This window comes from Cohaesibacter intestini (assembly GCF_003324485.1).
In the GTDB taxonomy this organism is placed as follows: Bacteria; Pseudomonadota; Alphaproteobacteria; order Rhizobiales; family Cohaesibacteraceae; genus Cohaesibacter; species Cohaesibacter intestini.
In genome coordinates, this window is the sequence record NZ_QODK01000006.1 from 162,906 (window position 1) to 180,591 (window position 17,686).

Annotated in this window: 19 protein-coding genes; 8 read left to right on the plus strand and 11 right to left on the minus strand. The window is 54.1% G+C overall.

What is annotated here, in order from left to right; all coding sequences use genetic code 11:
* The first annotated feature begins 96 nt into the window (after positions 1-96).
* The gene (locus DSD30_RS18725; protein ID WP_114011262.1) at positions 97-291 is read left to right on the plus strand and encodes a PLDc N-terminal domain-containing protein; all 195 of its coding nucleotides are present in this window, start codon (positions 97-99) and stop codon (positions 289-291) included.
* On the opposite strand, the gene DSD30_RS18730 is transcribed toward DSD30_RS18725, so the two are convergent.
* On the minus strand, positions 288-1,955 hold the full coding sequence (locus DSD30_RS18730; protein ID WP_114011263.1) for a CHASE domain-containing protein: 1,668 nt from the start codon (positions 1,953-1,955) through the stop codon (positions 288-290). The genes DSD30_RS18725 and DSD30_RS18730 overlap by 4 nt on opposite strands.
* 255 nt (positions 1,956-2,210) lie before the next feature.
* Here DSD30_RS18730 and DSD30_RS18735 point away from each other — a divergent pair, with 255 nt between their 5' ends.
* Positions 2,211-2,408, plus strand: coding sequence for a CsbD family protein (locus DSD30_RS18735; protein WP_114011264.1), 198 nt, complete (start codon positions 2,211-2,213; stop codon positions 2,406-2,408).
* A gap of 209 nt (positions 2,409-2,617) precedes the next feature.
* Here DSD30_RS18735 and DSD30_RS18740 read toward each other — a convergent pair whose 3' ends face one another.
* On the minus strand, positions 2,618-2,782 hold the full coding sequence (locus DSD30_RS18740) for a DUF1328 domain-containing protein (protein ID WP_114011265.1): 165 nt from the start codon (positions 2,780-2,782) through the stop codon (positions 2,618-2,620).
* Positions 2,783-2,856: 74 nt separating this feature from the next.
* A complete protein-coding gene (locus tag DSD30_RS18745) occupies positions 2,857-3,639 on the minus strand; it encodes a response regulator (RefSeq protein ID WP_114011266.1) in 783 nt (260 codons plus the stop codon).
* Between the two features lie 209 nt (positions 3,640-3,848).
* Between DSD30_RS18745 and DSD30_RS18750 the strand changes: the two genes are divergently transcribed.
* Positions 3,849-4,025, plus strand: coding sequence for a NepR family anti-sigma factor (locus DSD30_RS18750; protein ID WP_157967775.1), 177 nt, complete (start codon positions 3,849-3,851; stop codon positions 4,023-4,025).
* Between the two features lie 8 nt (positions 4,026-4,033).
* Positions 4,034-4,588: a sigma-70 family RNA polymerase sigma factor gene (locus DSD30_RS18755; protein WP_114011268.1), complete on the plus strand. Its 555-nt coding sequence runs from the start codon at positions 4,034-4,036 to the stop codon at positions 4,586-4,588.
* A 194-nt stretch (positions 4,589-4,782) separates the two neighbouring features.
* On the opposite strand, the gene DSD30_RS18760 is transcribed toward DSD30_RS18755, so the two are convergent.
* The 3 genes from DSD30_RS18760 to DSD30_RS18770 form a co-directional block, all read right to left on the minus strand.
* On the minus strand, positions 4,783-5,292 hold the full coding sequence (locus tag DSD30_RS18760; RefSeq protein WP_114011269.1) for a Dps family protein: 510 nt from the start codon (positions 5,290-5,292) through the stop codon (positions 4,783-4,785).
* Between the two features lie 113 nt (positions 5,293-5,405).
* The gene (locus DSD30_RS18765; protein ID WP_114011270.1) at positions 5,406-5,828 is read right to left on the minus strand and encodes a phage holin family protein; all 423 of its coding nucleotides are present in this window, start codon (positions 5,826-5,828) and stop codon (positions 5,406-5,408) included.
* Positions 5,829-5,831: 3 nt separating this feature from the next.
* The gene (locus DSD30_RS18770) at positions 5,832-6,152 is read right to left on the minus strand and encodes a glycine zipper domain-containing protein (protein WP_114011271.1); all 321 of its coding nucleotides are present in this window, start codon (positions 6,150-6,152) and stop codon (positions 5,832-5,834) included.
* 280 nt (positions 6,153-6,432) lie between these two features.
* On the opposite strand from DSD30_RS18770, the gene DSD30_RS18775 reads away from it, so the two are divergent.
* Together DSD30_RS18775 and DSD30_RS18780 are read left to right on the plus strand one after the other, a co-directional pair.
* The gene (locus DSD30_RS18775) at positions 6,433-7,896 is read left to right on the plus strand and encodes a sensor histidine kinase (RefSeq protein ID WP_114011272.1); all 1,464 of its coding nucleotides are present in this window, start codon (positions 6,433-6,435) and stop codon (positions 7,894-7,896) included.
* 156 nt (positions 7,897-8,052) lie between these two features.
* Positions 8,053-8,895 (plus strand): PRC-barrel domain-containing protein, encoded by an 843-nt coding sequence (locus DSD30_RS18780; RefSeq protein ID WP_171021964.1) that lies wholly within the window; start codon positions 8,053-8,055, stop codon positions 8,893-8,895.
* 107 nt (positions 8,896-9,002) lie between these two features.
* Here DSD30_RS18780 and recJ read toward each other — a convergent pair whose 3' ends face one another.
* From recJ to DSD30_RS18800, 4 genes are all read right to left on the minus strand, one after another.
* The gene (gene recJ, locus DSD30_RS18785; protein ID WP_114011274.1) at positions 9,003-10,814 is read right to left on the minus strand and encodes a single-stranded-DNA-specific exonuclease RecJ; all 1,812 of its coding nucleotides are present in this window, start codon (positions 10,812-10,814) and stop codon (positions 9,003-9,005) included.
* Positions 10,815-10,947: 133 nt separating this feature from the next.
* Positions 10,948-11,937: a class II fructose-bisphosphatase gene (glpX, locus tag DSD30_RS18790; protein ID WP_114011275.1), complete on the minus strand. Its 990-nt coding sequence runs from the start codon at positions 11,935-11,937 to the stop codon at positions 10,948-10,950.
* Positions 11,938-11,996: 59 nt separating this feature from the next.
* Positions 11,997-13,325, minus strand: a complete 1,329-nt coding sequence (locus DSD30_RS18795; protein ID WP_114011323.1) for a homoserine dehydrogenase — start codon at positions 13,323-13,325, stop codon at positions 11,997-11,999.
* A gap of 321 nt (positions 13,326-13,646) precedes the next feature.
* Positions 13,647-14,825 (minus strand): LL-diaminopimelate aminotransferase, encoded by a 1,179-nt coding sequence (locus tag DSD30_RS18800; RefSeq protein ID WP_114011276.1) that lies wholly within the window; start codon positions 14,823-14,825, stop codon positions 13,647-13,649.
* A 32-nt stretch (positions 14,826-14,857) separates the two neighbouring features.
* On the opposite strand from DSD30_RS18800, the gene DSD30_RS21655 reads away from it, so the two are divergent.
* The gene (locus DSD30_RS21655) at positions 14,858-15,007 is read left to right on the plus strand and encodes a hypothetical protein (RefSeq protein WP_157967772.1); all 150 of its coding nucleotides are present in this window, start codon (positions 14,858-14,860) and stop codon (positions 15,005-15,007) included.
* A 2-nt stretch (positions 15,008-15,009) separates the two neighbouring features.
* Here the strand turns inward: DSD30_RS21655 and DSD30_RS18805 are convergent, their stop codons facing one another.
* Positions 15,010-15,402, minus strand: a complete 393-nt coding sequence (locus tag DSD30_RS18805) for a hypothetical protein (protein ID WP_157967773.1) — start codon at positions 15,400-15,402, stop codon at positions 15,010-15,012.
* Between the two features lie 350 nt (positions 15,403-15,752).
* Between DSD30_RS18805 and DSD30_RS18810 the strand changes: the two genes are divergently transcribed.
* Positions 15,753-17,633 (plus strand): PHA/PHB synthase family protein, encoded by a 1,881-nt coding sequence (locus DSD30_RS18810; protein WP_425359477.1) that lies wholly within the window; start codon positions 15,753-15,755, stop codon positions 17,631-17,633.
* Positions 17,634-17,686 lie beyond the last annotated feature (53 nt).

Below are 17,686 nucleotides of genomic sequence, written 5' to 3' on the forward strand. Positions count from 1 at the left end.
TTGGTGATAACGACGAGGTCGTATCAGACTGAGTGTTGAATGCGGTCTCGACAACCCAAACTGATTATCCATTTTGACACGCGACAGGAGTGTGTAATGTTTTCCGGCTATGGCCTTGCGGGCCTTCTCATCCTCTTTCTCGACATCTATGCCATCATCAAGGTGATTGGCAGCTATGAAAGCACGGGTGTCAAACTGCTTTGGATTCTGGGTATTCTGCTCTTCCCGCTCCTCGGACTCATTGTGTGGTTTTTTGCGGGACCAGGCGGCCGCCGTCCAGCCCGTCTCTAACGGGCTGATTTTTTCTCCCTCGGCGCCGTGATCGGCACTGTGATCAGAACCAACAACCCATTTGCCTCATAACGCCGCTCAATCGCGCCGCGCAACTCACCCCGGATATTGGCATCAATCAGCTTGGTGCCAAATCCTTTGTGACTTGGCGCTTCAACCGGTGTCTCGCTTCTTTCCTGCCAGACCAAAGACAAAATCTGTTCCTTGCCTTTGGGCTCCAACGACCAACTGACCCGCAATGCGGTGTTGTCTTGCGCTACATCACTATATTTCAACGCGTTGGTGGCAAGCTCATGAAAGGTCAGCGCGAAGGCCTGTACCATGCTTTCATCAAGCTCGATTGTCGGCCCGGAAATCATACCCTCATACTGGCTGTCCCCCAGTACCTGTCCCAATTCCCGCGTTAGCAACTCCGCCAGATCCGCCCGCTGCCAGTGAGAGCGTGTCAGGGCATCCTGCGCATTGGCCATTGCTTGCAGGCGCGCGGTGAAACTCTCGGAAAAATCATCCAGATCATCGGAATGATGCGCTGTTTGCCGCGCCATTGCCAGAATGCGGGCAATGGAGTTTTTGATCCGATGCTTCATTTCTTGCAGCAACAGATCTTTTTCCGACAGGTTCTTCTGGGTCAGGCGCTGCATGGTGTGGGCGGTTTGCACCGCTCTCAATTGCGAATGCGTAATCCAGGCCAACATTGAGGCCATCAGGAAAAAGAGCCCGATCGCCGTATAAGGTGCGATATCCTGAATGTTAAGCGCAGTCTTTGGTTCCACCCGAATATCCAGCACCCACTTTCTGCCCGCCACATCGATCACCCGCGTGACCTGGGATGCAAATCGTTCCTTGTCATCGTAAAAGGCAGACTCGAACAGAATCCGGGATTTGTCATCCAGATCCTGCGCTTTTACGGCAATCGGCAGACGGGGGCGATCACCAAGAGCCGTTAGAAACAGATCCCCAGCCCTCAAGGGCGCATAGATCACACCGCGCAACGGTTTCTGCGCGATCAAGAGCGGTTGATCGTCGGGGGATTTGCTCCGCTCGGTCTGCTTTGACTGATCGCTGAGATAACGGCTATAGACCAAAAAGCCGGACTGCTTGATCGACGTGATTTCCTGCACCAGCTCGACGGGACCAGATGCGACCAACTCTCCGGTTTCATATGCTTTCTGAATTGCTTCCCGGCGCACGGCTTCGGAAAACATGTCGTAGCCGATGGCAGCATGGTTGCGGGCATCAAGGGGTTCAAGCAGGGTAATGGTTGCGCGCTCGGACTGATCCGTCTCCGGCCAAACCTTGACGTCATAGTCATAGTCGCGCTGCAAGAGCGCATTCATGCTGGCATCTTGATCGACAGATATAGCTTCGGCAAAGCCGATCCCCTGCAGGCCGGGATAGTTTTCTTGCAGCCCCACACCGTCAATCATCCGGGCGAACCGCTCATGCTTGATGCGTGAAGGTGATGCGGAGAAAAATGCGTTGGTTGCACGCAACAGGGCAAAATGCTGCGACAAACGCAATGAAACCCGGTCAACCAACTGGCCGGCGAGATCTTCGGCCCGCATTTCCCGTGCCTGCTCAGCGCCATCATACAGCGTGAGCGAAATGCCGGTTCCGATTATCATGACCGTCGAGAAGACAATTGGGGCTATCAGTCTGTGCATGCAGTGTCCATTTCCGGGGCAGTCCTACCCGGGCATGAAGTTTCCCGACTGTCCCTAGCAACTGGTCGATTATAGTAACTACGCAACCAAATTGGCATTTAAAATTGCCTCAATCCCCGGCAAGTCGCGTTTTGTTGCCAAGGCTACAAATTCCAGAAATTTAACTTGAATTCAGGAACTTTGCTCCTTCTCACACGTTGATTGAATGAGGGTCACGCAGTGGTCCGTATCACCAACTAAGAATGGAGATCTGCTATGAACTGGAATCAGATTGAAGGCAATTGGGAACAATTCAAAGGCAAGGTGCAAGCTGAATGGGGTCGCCTGACTGACGACGAACTGGATGTGATCGATGGCAACCGCAAGCAGCTTGCCGGTAAGTTGCAGGAACGCTATGGCAAGCGTGAGGAAGAAATCGAACGCGATATCGAGCACTGGATTTCGCGGCAATAGACACTTTCTCACACTGTGACAGACCGAGTGTCTGAGAAGAAACGGAGCCATTTTGGGCTCCGTTTTCTTTTGTCTTTCTTCGTTTTTGTCCCAGCGTTAGGTCAAAACTATTTCATTTCCAAAGATTGGATATGCCGATCAGATACGAAAAAAGCGTTTGTGATCTTTGTCACAAACGCTTTTTGAGGTCTCTTATGTGGGATCAAGGCCTAACGCCCGCGCACCAGATGCATTATCACGGACACGGCAAGGAAGGCAAGAAACAGGAAGAACAGGATTTGAGCAATACCGGCGGATGCACCTGCAATACCACCAAACCCAAGCACGCCTGCGATGATCGCCACGACGAAAAACACCAAAGCATAATAAAGCATGTCATTTCTCCTTTGTGATACATATATGTAACGTTCAGACCGGAGAAATTGTTCCCTATTCCTTGGTATTTTTACTATACCCTTCCCTCAAAAAACAGTGCCTGACTAATCAGTGCCTTCACCATGTCTTCGTTGAAGGGCTTGGTGACCAGGAAGGTTGGTTCAGGGCGCTCACCGGTGAGGAGTCGTTCCGGATATGCCGTGATGAATATCACCGGAATATCACTGTCGAGCAGAATATCATTGACGGCATCGATCCCTGACGACCCGTCGGCGAGCTGGATATCGGCGAGAACCATTTTGGGCTTGTCATTGCTGTAAAGCACCATCGCTTCGGCGTGGGTGCGTGCAATGCCGGTGACGCGATGGCCAAGGCTTTCGACCATATGCTCGATATCCATGGCGATGAGTGGTTCATCCTCGATGATCAAGATGTCGGTTGCAACCTGCTTGGAAATCAGCTCGGAGGCCTCGGCAAGGACACCGGAAACGGCCTCATTCTCAATCCCCAGGACCGTGGCGATTTCCTCTGGATTGAAGTCCTCGACCACAGACAAGAGGAAGGCCTGACGCGGCACGGGCGGGACATTCTGCAAATTGGCCTGTGCCCGGCTTTCCCAACCAAAGGGCGAGTTTGCTAGCGGTACCTCAACATTGGCGCTACGATACAGATCGGAAAACAGCTTGTAGAGAGAAACTCGATCATTGCCAGTGTCGGGAAAGAGTGTCACATCCGCGATCATGGCTTGCAGAGTTGCGGCCACGAAAGCATCTCCGGATGTTTGGGATCCCGTCACGGACCTTGCGTAGCGACGAAGAAGGGGAAGATGCGCGGCAACACGGCTAGAAAGCGTCATCTGGAACAGTCTCCTTGATGCAATCGATCAGAAAATCGAAATTGGATTATAATGTCTCAATTCGCCAGCCGAAAAAAAGTTCCACGCCTAAGGGAACTTTTTTGCAAATGGGGCGTTTTTCAAGCAAGACCAAGCCAATTTTGTGGCCGGAGAAGGTGTTGTAAATGACAGACGGAAACAAAAATCCAGGCATCTTGACTGCTTCCGACATGCTGGGACGGACGGGACCGGGCAGAGATGCTCTGGATCCCAACAGTGCCATCGCTCAGAAGCTCAAGGCGCTCTATACACAAACTGAACAGGAAGCCATTCCGGATCGCTTCCTCGACTTGCTCGAGCAACTGGACGAAGCAGAACGTGCTGCCAATGCAAGTGGTAAGGGGTAAAAGATCCAATGGAAAAGACGGATATGAGCTTCAAACGGGAGATGCTTTCCGTACTCCCCAGCCTGCGGGCTTTTGCCATGTCGCTGTGCGGCAAGCATGATCGGGCCGATGATCTGGTTCAGGATACGGTGATGAAAGCGTGGTCGAAGCAGTCCAGCTTTGAACCCGGCACCAATATGCGGGCCTGGTTATTCACCATCCTGCGCAACGAATATTACAGCCAGATGCGCAAGGCCGGGCGAGAGATACAGGATAGTGAAGGCACCTTCACCAACAATCTTTCCATTCAGCCCGCCCAGCATGGCCAAATGGATCTGAAAGACTTCCAGCAGGCACTGGCCCAGTTGCCGGACAATCAACGCGAGGCGATCATTCTGGTGGGAGCTTCGGGCATGTCCTATGAAGAGGCCGCAGCCATTTGCGACTGCAAGGTGGGAACAATCAAAAGCCGGGTCAATCGGGCCCGTACCCATTTGCAGGAATTGCTCTCGCTGGATGAAGACGGAACCTACCAACCTGACAATTCATCTGCCTCGGTGGTATCGCAGCCCTTTGCCAGTTAGTGACTGATATTCCCAATCCTCCCTTTGATGACAGATCAACCCGATGGCCGTTTCTGGCCATCGGGTTATTTTTGTACCCAAACATGATGCGGCTGTTACCGACAGGCAAAAAGAAGCCTTCCATGCTGCACGCAACAGGAAGGCTCAAAGGAACAGACTGCCGTTGTTATGTCGTTGGTCGATGGCTGGAATGGCTATTCGCTATCGATGGCGCGTAACATCCAGAGGGCTTTTTCATGGAAGGAGAGCCGCGCAGTGAGCATGTCCTCCGTTACCAAATCATCGTTGACGCCGGCAAGTTTTCCTGCCCGGCGCATTGTACGGACCAGATCCTCATGCATGGCGATGAGGTCTTCCACCATATCCTGCGCCTTGAGATCGCTGATATCGTCTCGATCCGGGGTGAAACTGTCAAAGCTCACGCCCTTCACCGGAGCAACCGCATCCAAGGCACGAATGCGCTCGGCAATCTCGTCTGTTGCGGCAAACAGGTCGGTGTAATGATCCTCCGTCAGTTCGTGGAGGGATTTGAAAAGCGGACCGACAACATTCCAGTGATAGATGTGGCTGACCACGGTCAGCTTGTAGGTCGAGCCAAGAATGTCGGACAAGGCTTCGGCCATGTCTTTGCGATAGGTGTCATCAAGGCCGTTATTGATGGGGGACGCCGAGGGGGACACTTGCAATACAGCTTGTACTGTCATGATCTTCCGTCCTTTCTAAGTATGCATTCCACGCTGGATCTGCGGGCGATGAACGCCGCAACCGATGGAATGCCGAATAAAAATTCGGGTTACTGAACCGGTGCGTGACTGGTTCATTTGGGGTCCGGGCGCTTCCGGCTGACATAACCGGCGGCAGCTATGCCGCTTCCCAGCGCCATCATCAGCAAGGGGGATGAACGAACCACCCGCAGAAGGATCTGCAGGGTTGCGATATCGCTGCTGGTAGCGGAACGCGCTGCGGCACGGATGCGCGCCCGTCGTTTGCGCCTTTTCGCAAGGGCATAAAGGACCAACGCGCAGGCAAGAAATGCGATTGCCGCCATGATCAGCAGTGCTTGCATCAGGCCAAGAGCCTGTTCCAGCCAAATGAACAATGCGAGCATCGCGAAGGCCAGTCCCAAGAGGCCGGCGAGGATGGCTGCCATCATCAGCAGCCCGTCCTCGACACCGCCCTTGAGCTCTCGCCTCATGCCAGGGCCGAGCATTTCGCCCAATATGGAGACAAAAGCCTGCATGATTTACTTACGCACCAAGAGGGCTGCCAGAAAACCGACACCTGCGGCCACCCCGACGGCGGCGAGCGGTTTCTTGCGGATTTCAAGCATCATACGGGCTTCGGCACGACCGACATCTTCATTGAGGTCCGTCAGTTTATCCTGAGCCTTCTCAACGGCGACCTTGGCGGCACCACGCGCTCGATCCTGAAGATTGATTACATCCTCGGTTCCGTGCTTTGCAAGCAGATCAGTGATCCCTTCGATATCACTGCGAAGCTGTTCGATCTCTTTGCTCAGATCAACTTCTTTGGCAGAATTGGTTTTGTTGGCAGCAGTAGCCATAACACACTCTCCTTTTTCGATATCAAGTTTTCACATCTGTCGTCTTCGTTGTTCGTCAGACACCCAATCAATGCGGAAGTGCTGCCCATAGTTCCGAGAAATGCGCCGAAAATATTTTTGATTTTGTTTGGAACCTTCGGCCTTTTGGCGCGTTAAAAACAGGACTCACGCGCGCACGCTCATCCATGATGGACCTCGGCAGACAGGCATTGTGTTTGTTGCGAGTGGGACCGAAGCACTCCGAACGCTGATCATTTTCCGACTTGAGGCCACCCAAAGGATGATCCATTTTTCAGACCTGACAGAAGACCAGCGCGCCTTGGTGCAAGATCCAGCCCGTTTGAGCATTGCGCATCAGATCACTGGATCCGGCATCATTCCAGACACCGACTTTGACACGTTGATCGAGTTGATCCGCGTACAGAATGGGGCTGACAAGGCGTTCATTGCGCTGGTCGGGGCGACAACCGTTTCCTATCAGGCCTTCGCCAAAACGAAGGATTGCGAGATTAATCTGGCGGACGGCAGAGACATGATTGCCGTTGCCTGCCTGAAGAAGCAAGCGGGTTGGCAGCCGCCCTTTTTGGTGTCTGAAACGCAGCCATTTCAGGTCTGGGGTGAGCCAATCACGGTCGCGGCTCATGCCATTGGCTGTCTTTGTCTCGTATTTCCGGTCGACGCCTCTGGCCCTGATGACGAGCAGTTGATGCGCTCCACCCTGCTTGTTGCGTCGCTATATGAGATGAAAAAGTCGGCCCGTACTCGCGTGATGGAAAAATTCGACCTTTCCAGATCCAATATACGCTATGCGTTGGCGCTCAAGGCAGGCCAAGTGGCAACCTGGAGCTGGGACAAGGGCGAACAGGTCGTCGAATGCGATGCGAGTATGCGAGAGCTGATGGGCATCAAGGATGTCGGCACCATCACGACCCGGTCTTTTCTCCAACATATAGACCGGAATGATCTGGCTCGCCTGAAGGAAGAAGCGAGTAAAATTGATGCCACGAAAGAAGACCTGATCTTCGAGTTTCGAGCAAGATACACCAACAACTACATTATGGTGATGGGGCATTTGTTCGAACGGGACGAAGATGGCCTGCCAAAGAAAGTCTTGGGTGTGGCCATTGACCTTACAGAGAGCAAGCGCAATGAGGCAAAGACACGCCTGTTGCTTCGGGAAGTCAACCACCGGGTGAAGAATATGCTGGCCATCCTTCAGTCTCTGGCCAGCCAGTCGTTGCGCAACACCCAGTCTCCGGAGCATTTCACACGTGCCTTTTCAGGCCGTCTTGCGGCGCTGGCAACATCCCACAGTCTGTTGTCTGATCAGGAATGGGACGATATCGATCTCGTCAGTCTGATCAAGACGCAGGTCAAACCCTATGCCAGCCATTATGCCGAACAGGTGTCCATTGAAGGGCAGCCAATCGCCATCAATGCCGATGCGGCCATTGCGCTCGGGCTTGTCATGCATGAACTGGCGACCAATGCCATGCAATTTGGCGCCCTCTCCTTGAGAGATGGAAGGCTTGAGATCTGTTTGAGCGCCCAATGTCTGCCATCAGGCGAACAGGCGGCCACCATCCTCTGGAAGGAAAGTGGTGGTCCAGTGGTGAGAGAAGACAGGCGCAATGGGTTTGGGTCTGTGCTGATCGAACACAGCCTCAACAAAGTGGTTGGTAGCCATGTTGACATCGCCTATCCCTCAAGCGGATTTGAAGCAAAAATCACACTTCCCATATAATTTCCCGCTCATTTAAAAATAAAAAATTTCAGAAATTCGGAACCATCTCCAATCCAGTTCGTTTTACTCCTGCAAGTCGAGAGGACATGACGTTTACTTTTGAAAATAAACGTTTCGTTTTCTTGATATTCGCAAATAAATACAAGGAGAGAGATGATGAAGAATATTCTTGTTGCTACGACTGCTTTGGCCTCTGTGCTGGCGACCAACGTGTATGCGATGGACAACACGGCAAAAACCAAAGAAATGGACAAGGGTACCAAGATGGAAATGTCCGAGCCCATGGCTGGTACGGCCATGCAGTTCAGCATCTTTTCCAAAGACGTATCCAAGGATGCAACCAAAAGCCAGAACGGCTATCTGGCTGCCACGCCGGGCCAGATTCTGGCTAGTGGCCTGATGGGCAAGACCGTGTATTCAACGATGAAGAACGAGTCTGGCGAACATCTGGTCATCGGTGATGTGAACGACATCGTTCTGGATGGTGACGGCACCGTGGATGCCGCAGTTGTCGGCGTCGGTGGGTTCATTGGTCTGGGCGAAAAAGACGTCGCGGTGAATTTCGACCGCCTGCAATGGATGAGTTGGGATGGCGAGCGTCGTCTGGTGATGGCATCCACCAAGGAAGAGCTTGAATCCGCACCTGAATTCAACCGTGACGGTGTGGAGAAAATGACCAATGCGAACTTGTTGGTGATCGACCAGAACAAATTGAGTGCCGAACAGCTGATCGGGACTGCCGTGTATGGTGAGAAACTGAATGAAATCGGTGAAGTCGGCGATGTCATTTTGGATTCCGACGAACAGGTAGACGCTTACATCGTTGACGTTGGCGGTTTCCTTGGCATCAACACCAAGCCGATTGAACTGGAAGCGGACAAGCTGAATGTCTATGCCGACGCCAAAGGTATTCTGCATGTCTATACCCCGTTCACTCAGGAGCAGCTGGAAAACATGCCTTCTTATGAGGAGACAGACCAGATTAGCCTCCTGAAATAACATCACCGGGCCATGTGCCCGTCGATGAAATGCTCTAAAGCATGAGAAAGAAGGCGCGGTCCGCGAAATGGTGGACGGCGCCTTCTTCTTGTTTGAGGCAAGCGGAATCAGACCGTAACTTTGGCCGCGTCGATAATCCTGAGTTGCACCGAGGGACGCCCCTGCCAATAGTCAAGGGACAGGTTACCAGCGATATGAAGGGTCTGACCTCGATTGTCTAGCAACATCGCACCGATCGGCTCGTCGGCGGCGCGGAAGCAGATGGCTTTCAGTTTGCCGCCCGATTGATTGGCAATGGTACAACGCACATGCCCGCCCTGCCCGACCACATCGGCAAAAGCGATCTTGTGGGACGGAAAGACAAAAACCGGTTCAGGATTGCCTGCTCCAAAGGGGCCTGCCTTTTCCAGCAGATGGATCAGATCTTCTGTTGCACCGCTTGCGGTTAGCGCCCCGTCGATCTTCAGGTCATCGAGCGCTCGGGCTTCTTTGACCTGCGTGCGGAGCTTTTGATCGAGATAACTCTTGAAGGGATCAATATCGTCCTTTTGAATGGTGAGACCGGCCGCCATGGCATGGCCGCCCCCCTTGACCAACAATCCATCTTCCATAGCCGAGCGGACTGCGGCCCCCAGATCCGTACCAAGGATCGAGCGTCCGGAGCCGGTTGCCGTTCCATCCGGGTTGATGGCAATGGCAAAGGCGGGACGACGGAACCTTTCCTTGAGACGGGATGCCAACAGACCGACAATGCCCGCATGCCAATCGGGACTTGACGTTACAAGCCCAGCTGCATCCGGGTCGGACATCAAGATGTGGTCGGCCTGTGCGATGGCTTCCTCGAGCATGATCTGTTCCAGGGCCTGCCGCTCCTTGTTGAGACGCTCAAGCTCGGCCGCCAGATGTTCAGCCCGCTCCGCGTCATCACAGGTCAACAAAGTGGCACCAAGGGCCGCGTCGCCAATCCGGCCTCCGGCATTGATCCGCGGTCCCAGCAGAAAGCCCAGATGATAGGGCGTCACGGGTCCGGAAATGCGCGAGACAGCCTGCAAAGCTGACAGGCCGCGATTTTTGTTGGCCCGGATCACCATCAGACCCTTGACGACAAACGCCCGATTGAGACCTTGCAACGGTACGACATCGCAAACCGTGCCAAGCGCTACCAGATCGAGCCAGCTCAAAAGGTCTGGCGGGGCACAACGGGATTGGTAAAACCCGCTTTGGCGCAAGGTGCGATTGATGGCCACAAGGGTCATGAAGGTGACGCCAACCGCAGCAAGATGCCCAAGGCCACTGACATCGTCATGCCGGTTCGGATTGACCAGCGCTGTGCATGGGGGCAGGCTTTCCCCAACCTGATGGTGATCCAGCACCACCAGATCCGTGCCGCGCTCCTTGGCCCGCTCAAGAGCGGCAAAGGAGGTGGCGCCACAATCAACCGTGATGATCAACTTGTGCCCCTCATCAATCAGGTGATCAATGGCGTCGGGATTGGGGCCATAGCCTTCAAAGATCCGGTCCGGGATATAGATATTGGCCTCGCAACCACAATGCCGCAGGAACTTTGCCATCAAAGCACTGGATGTGGCCCCATCAACATCATAGTCGCCGAATATCGCAATCTTGTCTCCTGCCTCTATCGAGCGGGCAATCCGGGCGCTGGCCGCATCCATGTCGGTCATGACCGAAGGGTCCGGCATCAGGCTCTTGAGGCTGGGGTCAAGGAAGTCCTTTGCGCTTTCCATCGTCTGGTCGCGCCCGACCAGCACGCGCGCGACAATTTCGGGAATGTCGCAGCTTTGAGCGATGGCGCTGGCCAACTCCATTTGTCGCACATCCAATTGCTCTACCCAGCGGCGTTCCTTGGCGGAGCAGGACACATTGAGATAGGCTTTGGCGTTGCAGGCAGAAGGAAGCATGGTGGCCGCGTTTCTAAAGAGGAATCGGTTGGGTTGGCGGAAATCTAGCATTCCACATCGCAACAAACAGCAAAAAGGCGGGCACAAGGCCCGCCTTTTTTCAAATCGGTCACAGCCACAAGCGGGCTGTTGATCAATCGAGATGGAATTTCTCGAACTGGCGATGCTCACCCTTGATGTAGCGCACGGTGCCGGTGGTGGAGCGCATGACGACCGTGTCGGTCTTAATAACGCCGCGGCCAATTTTCACGCCATCGAGCATGTTGCCATCGGTCACACCGGTTGCTGCGAAGGTCACGTCACCACCAGCCAGTTCGATCATTTCGAACTTTTTGGAAGGATCAGCGATGCCCATGCGAATGGTCCGTTCGCGCTGTTCTTCACTGTTGATCACCAGACGGCCCTGCATCTGGCCGCCGATGCAGCGCAGGGCAGAGGCAGCCAGCACACCTTCAGGCGCGCCACCAATGCCCATATAGATATCGATGCCGGTTTCGTCGGGATCGGTGGTATGAATGACGCCCTGCACGTCACCATCGCCAATCAGGCGAATGGCGGCACCGGTCAGGCGAACTTCCTCGATCAGCTTGGCATGACGGGGACGATCGAGAATGCAGACATTCAGTTCACTGATCGGCACGCCCTTGGCATTGGCCAGTGCGGTCAGATTTTCAATGGGTGTGCGATCGAGATCTACGAGCCCTTCGGGGTAGCCCGGACCGATGGCGATCTTGTCCATGTAAACGTCTGGTGCATTGAGCAGGCTGCCTTCATCGGCAATGGCGATAACGGCAAGTGAGTTCGGCTGGTTCTTGGCGCAAAGGGTGGTGCCTTCGAGCGGATCAAGCGCGATATCGACCTTCGGGCCGAGCTTGTTGCCGACCTTCTCGCCGATATAGAGCATTGGAGCTTCATCGCGCTCGCCCTCGCCGATCACGACCGTACCGTCGATCGGCAGCTGGTTGAGTTCGCGGCGCATAGCGTCAACAGCGGCCTGATCGGCCTCTTTTTCGTTGCCCTGACCTCTAAGGCGGGCAGCGGACACAGCGGCGCGTTCAACAACACGAACGATCTCAAGGGTCAGAATCCTGTCGAGAACTGCGGCTTCTCTAATCTCACTCATTGTGTTTCCCCGTGAACCAATGCTCTGGATGCGGATGCATCCAATAAAAAAATAAGTCCTTATAGTCTTTCTATTCTAATCATTTGCGGCGACGCCAGAATATGACCGTCTTTTTCTATCGCGTCGAGGGCTTTACGCACAGCTTCCTCAGTCGTCTCATACGTTAGGAGTATGACATCTTTGGGCTTTTCCTGCGACAAACTGTTCACATCGGTTTCCACGATCCTGGAACGGCCACGACGCTGAACGATGCTTTCGAGGGAAATCTCGCACTCTGCCATGCGGCTGGCAATGGAAGCAAAGGCGCCAGGGCGATTCTTGACCGTCAGACGAATGTAATAGCCGCCTTCATGGGTACCCAGACTGGATGAGCTGTAAGGCTTCAACGCGCTGACAGGGCGGCCGAGTGGTGCAACCTTCAAACCGCGGGCGATGTCGATGATGTCAGCAACCACGGCAGAAGCGGTTGCGTCGCCCCCTGCTCCCGGACCGGCCAGAGTAATCGACCCGACGGCATCGCCATCAATGGCGACTCCGTTGGTGACACCGGAGACCTGCGCAATTTCGGATTCCTTTGGCACCATGGTTGGGTGCACGCGCTGTTCGATGCCCGAGTTGGTTTTCTGGGCAACCCCCAGCAACTTGATCCGGAAGCCTAGATCATCAGCCGCCATGATGTCGGCAATGCTGATCGAGGTGATGCCTTCAAGGAAAATGGACTCCGCATCAATCTCGGTGCCGAAGGCCAGACTGGTCAAGATGGCCAGTTTATGGGCGGTGTCGTTGCCTTCAATATCAAAGGTCGGATCCGCTTCCGCATAGCCGAGGCGCTGGGCATCGGCCAGACAGTCCTCAAAGCTGATCCCGTCCTCTTCCATCCGGGTCAGGATGTAGTTGCAGGTGCCGTTCATGATGCCATAAACGCGCGAAATATTGTTTGAGGTGAGCCCTTCACGCAGCGCCTTGATGACGGGGATCCCCCCGGCAACGGCGGCTTCGAAGTTGAGCGAAACCCCATTTTCTTCGGCCAGACGGGCGAGCGCGTTGCCATGCTTGGCCAGCAGCGCCTTGTTGGCGGTGACCACATGCTTGCCGCTTTCCAGCGCGGCGCGAACGGACGCCTCGGCGGGGCCATTGTCGCCGCCGATCAGCTCGACGAACACATCGATGCTATCGCTCTTGGCCAAGGCCACCGGATCATCAAACCATTCGAAGGCCGACAGCTCCACGCCGCGATCCTTGTTGCGGCTGCGGGCTGTAATGGCGGTAATCTGCATGGTGCGTCCGGCTTTTTGGGCCAGTTCGTGATCCAGAGCTTCAAGGCGTTTGATAACAGAAACGCCGACCGTTCCAAGGCCTGCGAGGCCTAGCTTCAGGGGTTCGCACATTTGCAGATCTTCCAGTCTCTTCTTCATTATCTTGGCGGTATCGGGTCGGTAGATGGCTATTCGCACGGCAAAAAGGACCGTACTGAAGCCATAACCCGCTTGCGCAGGGCGCCTTGATGCTATCCGGCAGACCGGTCCAGCGTCAATTCACTCTGGGGCAGATCAAAGCTGCATGCATAACAAATCGGCAAAACGCCGCAATTTTGCATGTCTTCAGCATTTGATACATACGCAAGGCGAAACGGGTCCGCAAGGTCAATCTGACGGCGATGGCGTCATTTGACCTTACGGATACCCGCTGCATGTCTTATTGTGTATCAATCACTCGGAATTGGACAGAAAACGACGGATATTGCGCGCCGCCTGACGAATGCGCTGTTCGTTCTCAACGAAGGCAAGGCGCACATACTCGTCACCATATTCCCCGAACCCAACGCCCGGCGCGACGGCCACATGGGCCTTTTCGACCAGCTGCTTGGCAAATTCGAGCGAGCCGATTTCGCGGAATTGTTCTGGCACAGGCACCCACGCAAACATGGTCGCATTGGGGCTGGGGATCGGCCAACCGGCACGAGTGAAGCTTTCCACCATCACGTCGCGACGGGCGCGATATATATCGCAGGCTTCCTGAATGCAATTGTCGGCACCATTCAAGGCCGACGCAGCGGCCACCTGAATGGGCGTGAAGGCACCATAATCGAGATAGGATTTCACACGGGTCAGTGCCGTGATCATCCGCTCATTGCCCACTGCAAAGCCCATGCGCCAACCCGGCATCGAGAAGGTCTTGGACAGGGATGTGAACTCGACCGCGATATCCTTGGCACCATCCACCTGCAGGATGGAGGGAGGTGGATTGTTGTCAAAATAGATCTCGGCATAGGCGAGATCACTCAGAACCATGATGTCATGTTCCTTGGCCATCCGGATCACTTCCTTGTAGAAGTGCAGATCGACCGTATAGGCGGTCGGGTTGGACGGGTAATTGACGATCAGAGCGATCGGTTTTGGAATCGAGTGGCGCACGGCGCGGTCGATTGCCCGGAAGAATTCTTCATTTGGCTCAGCCGGCATGGAGCGGACGACGCCGCCGGACATGATGAAACCAAATGAGTGAATCGGATAGGTCGGGTTTGGAACCAGAACCACATCGCCGGGGCTGGTGATGGCCTGTGCCATATTGGCAAAGCCCTCTTTCGAGCCGAGGGTCGCGACGATTTCCGTATCCGGGTTCAGCTTGACGCCAAAGCGACGCTGATAATAGGCAGCCTGTGCCTTGCGCAGCCCCGGAATGCCTTTCGAAGTCGAGTAACGATGAGTGCGCGGATCGAGCACGGTTTCCGTCAGTTTTTCGACAATATGCTTCGGGGTTGGCAGATCAGGATTGCCCATACCGAGATCGATGATGTCCGCGCCCGCCGCTCGCGCCTTCGCCTTAATCCGGTTCACCGGTTCAAAGACATAAGGAGGGAGGCGGCGAATCTTATGGAACTCATCCATTGCTAGGCTCCTGACAAAATTTGGAGAATTGGGTGGCCGAGGCCGTGAAAATGCTACCGAAAATGGCCAACTTCATGGCGCATTGTCACTTTAATTTTGTCTTTTTGCACATGCAATTTGCAATTGGTCGTGAAAATGCGCGCGCAAAGAGAACGGTGATCGGTGCAAACACCAAGCATTGAGATCAGCGATTGAGGGCTTCGAGCTCATTTTCGAGCTTGCGGCGCTCCTCTTCGGTGCGCAGATTGTCCTGACTAGTGGAAAGATCCTCGATGGTGGGATAAATTCCGTCGTCCGCGTCAGCCTGATTGAGCACCTGCAACGAATAGCGCAACTGGGATGGGGCCTGCTGGTTGACATATTTGTTGAGCCGGTTTTTCTCAACCAACAACTTTTCATCCTTGGCGACAGGTTTGGGCTCGATGACAGGCAGCGCCTTGGCTTCGACAGCAGGATCTGCCAGATCCGGGTTGGTTGCCAAACACCCAGACAGCAGCAGCAGGGCACAGCACGCGGCAATCATCTTGCCGGTGGAATGCGCATGCCGTGTCATCAGGTTGTTTGCTTTCATCAACATTATGGTCGCCTTGTCGGATCGCCTCTTGGCGTGCATGTGGGGTCTATGTTTTTCAAATCAATATGTCCAGACAAAGCCATAGAAGCCGAAAGGCACTTTTTATCACAAGAAGAGTGTCTAATATTCTGATGAAAGTTCGATTAATTTGAATTAGTCTAACTATCGAGGGTTTGCCTTGTTGTTGCCCCTTGTCACAATGGGGTGAAATGCGCCTATTATGACAATCGATCTTGGGTTGCACGGGAATGTCAGGCGGTTGTCTACATTGCCCTTCGCGCAATGCCATCACGCGCTTCTCGGTCGAGAGGCGTGGATTGCAGGGAAAGCAACAAGCGAGAAGCGGGGTTTATATGTCGGGTGAAGACAACAAAGACGGTGGGAAATCCACTGAAGGCCAGAACAAGGATGCGCCCGACGGGGACGACAACCAAATGCCGCAAGCCAGCCACTTCATGCAATATATGGTCCATGACCCCGAGAAATTCGCCACCAACTTCGCCCGGATCGTCGAGGAAGCAGGCAAAGCTGCCTCTGCTTATCTGAAACCGCGGGAAAATGGCAAAGATGACCATACGGTCGAAGCGGTCAATCAGATGGTGCGCACATTCGGCAAGGTTGGTGAATATTGGACCTCAGATCCGCAGCGCGCCATGGAAGCGCAGACGCGACTGTGGGGACGGTATATGGATTTGTGGGGCCAGTCGGTTCGCAAAATGATGGGAAGCGAAGAAGCCGACATCGAACCACCTGCCAAAGGCGATCGTCGGTTCAACGACCCTGAATGGGACCAGAACCAGTTTTTTGACTTCATCAAACAGCTTTATCTAATCACATCGCATTGGGCACAGGATATGGTCGAGGAAGCCGAGGATATTGACGCCCATACCAAGCACAAGGCGCACTTCTATCTCAGTCAGGTGGTCAATGCGCTGTCTCCTTCCAACTATGTCTTCACGAATCCCGAATTGCTGCGCGAAACCATGCAGAATGACGGTGAAAATCTGATCAAGGGCATGCAAATGCTGGCCGAAGACATCAAGGCTGGCGGTGGCGATCTGATCATTCGACAATCGGACAATTCGGTCTTCAAGCTGGGTGAGAATATCGCGGTGACCGAAGGCAAGGTGATTGCCCAGAGCGATGTTTGTCAGGTCATTCAATATGCCCCGATGACTAAGGAGGTGCTCAAAACCCCTCTCCTCATCGTGCCGCCCTGGATCAACAAATTCTACATTCTCGATCTCAACGAGAAAAAGAGCTTCATCAAGTGGTGCGTGGAACAAGGCCACACGGTTTTTGTCATTTCTTGGGTCAATCCCGATGAAACACTGAGGGAAAAGGATTTCCTTGCCTATATCGAGGAAGGCATCCTGTTTGCGATGGATGCGGTGCATAAGATCACTGGCGAGCGCAAGGTCAATGCGATTGGCTATTGCGTCGGCGGCACCCTGTTGGCCACCGGCATGGCCTATATGGCGGCCCGACGGATGGCGCGGCTCAACTCGACAACCTTTTTCACCACGCAGGTCGATTTCACTCATGCGGGCGACTTGAAAGTCTTTGTCGATGAGGAGCAGTTGGACGATCTCGAAGAGCAGATGAACAAAGCGGGATTTTTAGATGGCAAGTCGATGGCAAGCGCTTTCAACATGCTGCGCTCCAACGATCTGATCTGGCCCTATTTCATCAACAATTACATGCGCGGCAAGGAACCCTTCCCGTTTGACCTTCTTTATTGGAACGCCGATTCCACGCGCATGACGCCTGCCAATCACGCCTTTTACCTGCGCAAATGCTATCATGAGAATGCATTGGCAAATGGCCAGATGGAAATCGGAGGCAAGGAGCTGGATCTGTCCAAGATCAAGGTGCCAATCTATAATCTGGCTACCGCAGAAGACCATATTGCCCCGGCCAAGTCGGTCTTCAAGGGTAGCAAGCTGTTTGGTGGACCGGTTGATTTCGTCCTGTCGGGCTCCGGTCACATAGCCGGTGTGGTCAATCCACCAGACAAGCAGAAATATCAATTCTGGCGTGGCGGTCCCGTCGAAGGAACGCTTGAGGAATGGAAGGCAGCTGCAAAAGAAACGGCAGGATCGTGGTGGCCTGACTGGCATCAATGGGTTTTGCAGCATGGGGACAAGACCGTGCCTGCGCGTGCCATCGGTGGCGGCAAAGTGGAGCCGATTGAAGATGCTCCGGGCAGCTATGCGTCCAAACGCTATGGCTAGCAAAAGCACAAGACCATCCAGTCGCTTCTTGTTACACAGCGCAAACAACGAGC

Bases quoted from the DNA above. Each gene is read 5' to 3' on its own strand.
- DSD30_RS18725 (WP_114011262.1), top strand. From the start codon at position 97: ATGTTTTCCGGCTATGGCCTTGCGGGCCTTCTCATCCTCTTTCTCGAC.
- DSD30_RS18730 (WP_114011263.1), bottom strand. From the start codon at position 1,955: ATGCACAGACTGATAGCCCCAATTGTCTTCTCGACGGTCATGATAATC.
- DSD30_RS18735 (WP_114011264.1), top strand. From the start codon at position 2,211: ATGAACTGGAATCAGATTGAAGGCAATTGGGAACAATTCAAAGGCAAG.
- DSD30_RS18740 (WP_114011265.1), bottom strand. From the start codon at position 2,782: ATGCTTTATTATGCTTTGGTGTTTTTCGTCGTGGCGATCATCGCAGGC.
- DSD30_RS18745 (WP_114011266.1), bottom strand. From the start codon at position 3,639: ATGACGCTTTCTAGCCGTGTTGCCGCGCATCTTCCCCTTCTTCGTCGC.
- DSD30_RS18750 (WP_157967775.1), top strand. From the start codon at position 3,849: ATGCTGGGACGGACGGGACCGGGCAGAGATGCTCTGGATCCCAACAGT.
- DSD30_RS18755 (WP_114011268.1), top strand. From the start codon at position 4,034: ATGGAAAAGACGGATATGAGCTTCAAACGGGAGATGCTTTCCGTACTC.
- DSD30_RS18760 (WP_114011269.1), bottom strand. From the start codon at position 5,292: ATGACAGTACAAGCTGTATTGCAAGTGTCCCCCTCGGCGTCCCCCATC.
- DSD30_RS18765 (WP_114011270.1), bottom strand. From the start codon at position 5,828: ATGCAGGCTTTTGTCTCCATATTGGGCGAAATGCTCGGCCCTGGCATG.
- DSD30_RS18770 (WP_114011271.1), bottom strand. From the start codon at position 6,152: ATGGCTACTGCTGCCAACAAAACCAATTCTGCCAAAGAAGTTGATCTG.
- DSD30_RS18775 (WP_114011272.1), top strand. From the start codon at position 6,433: ATGATCCATTTTTCAGACCTGACAGAAGACCAGCGCGCCTTGGTGCAA.
- DSD30_RS18780 (WP_171021964.1), top strand. From the start codon at position 8,053: ATGAAGAATATTCTTGTTGCTACGACTGCTTTGGCCTCTGTGCTGGCG.
- recJ (WP_114011274.1), bottom strand. From the start codon at position 10,814: ATGCTTCCTTCTGCCTGCAACGCCAAAGCCTATCTCAATGTGTCCTGC.
- glpX (WP_114011275.1), bottom strand. From the start codon at position 11,937: ATGAGTGAGATTAGAGAAGCCGCAGTTCTCGACAGGATTCTGACCCTT.
- DSD30_RS18795 (WP_114011323.1), bottom strand. From the start codon at position 13,325: ATGTGCGAACCCCTGAAGCTAGGCCTCGCAGGCCTTGGAACGGTCGGC.
- DSD30_RS18800 (WP_114011276.1), bottom strand. From the start codon at position 14,825: ATGGATGAGTTCCATAAGATTCGCCGCCTCCCTCCTTATGTCTTTGAA.
- DSD30_RS18805 (WP_157967773.1), bottom strand. From the start codon at position 15,402: ATGTTGATGAAAGCAAACAACCTGATGACACGGCATGCGCATTCCACC.
- DSD30_RS18810 (WP_425359477.1), top strand. From the start codon at position 15,753: ATGTCGGGTGAAGACAACAAAGACGGTGGGAAATCCACTGAAGGCCAG.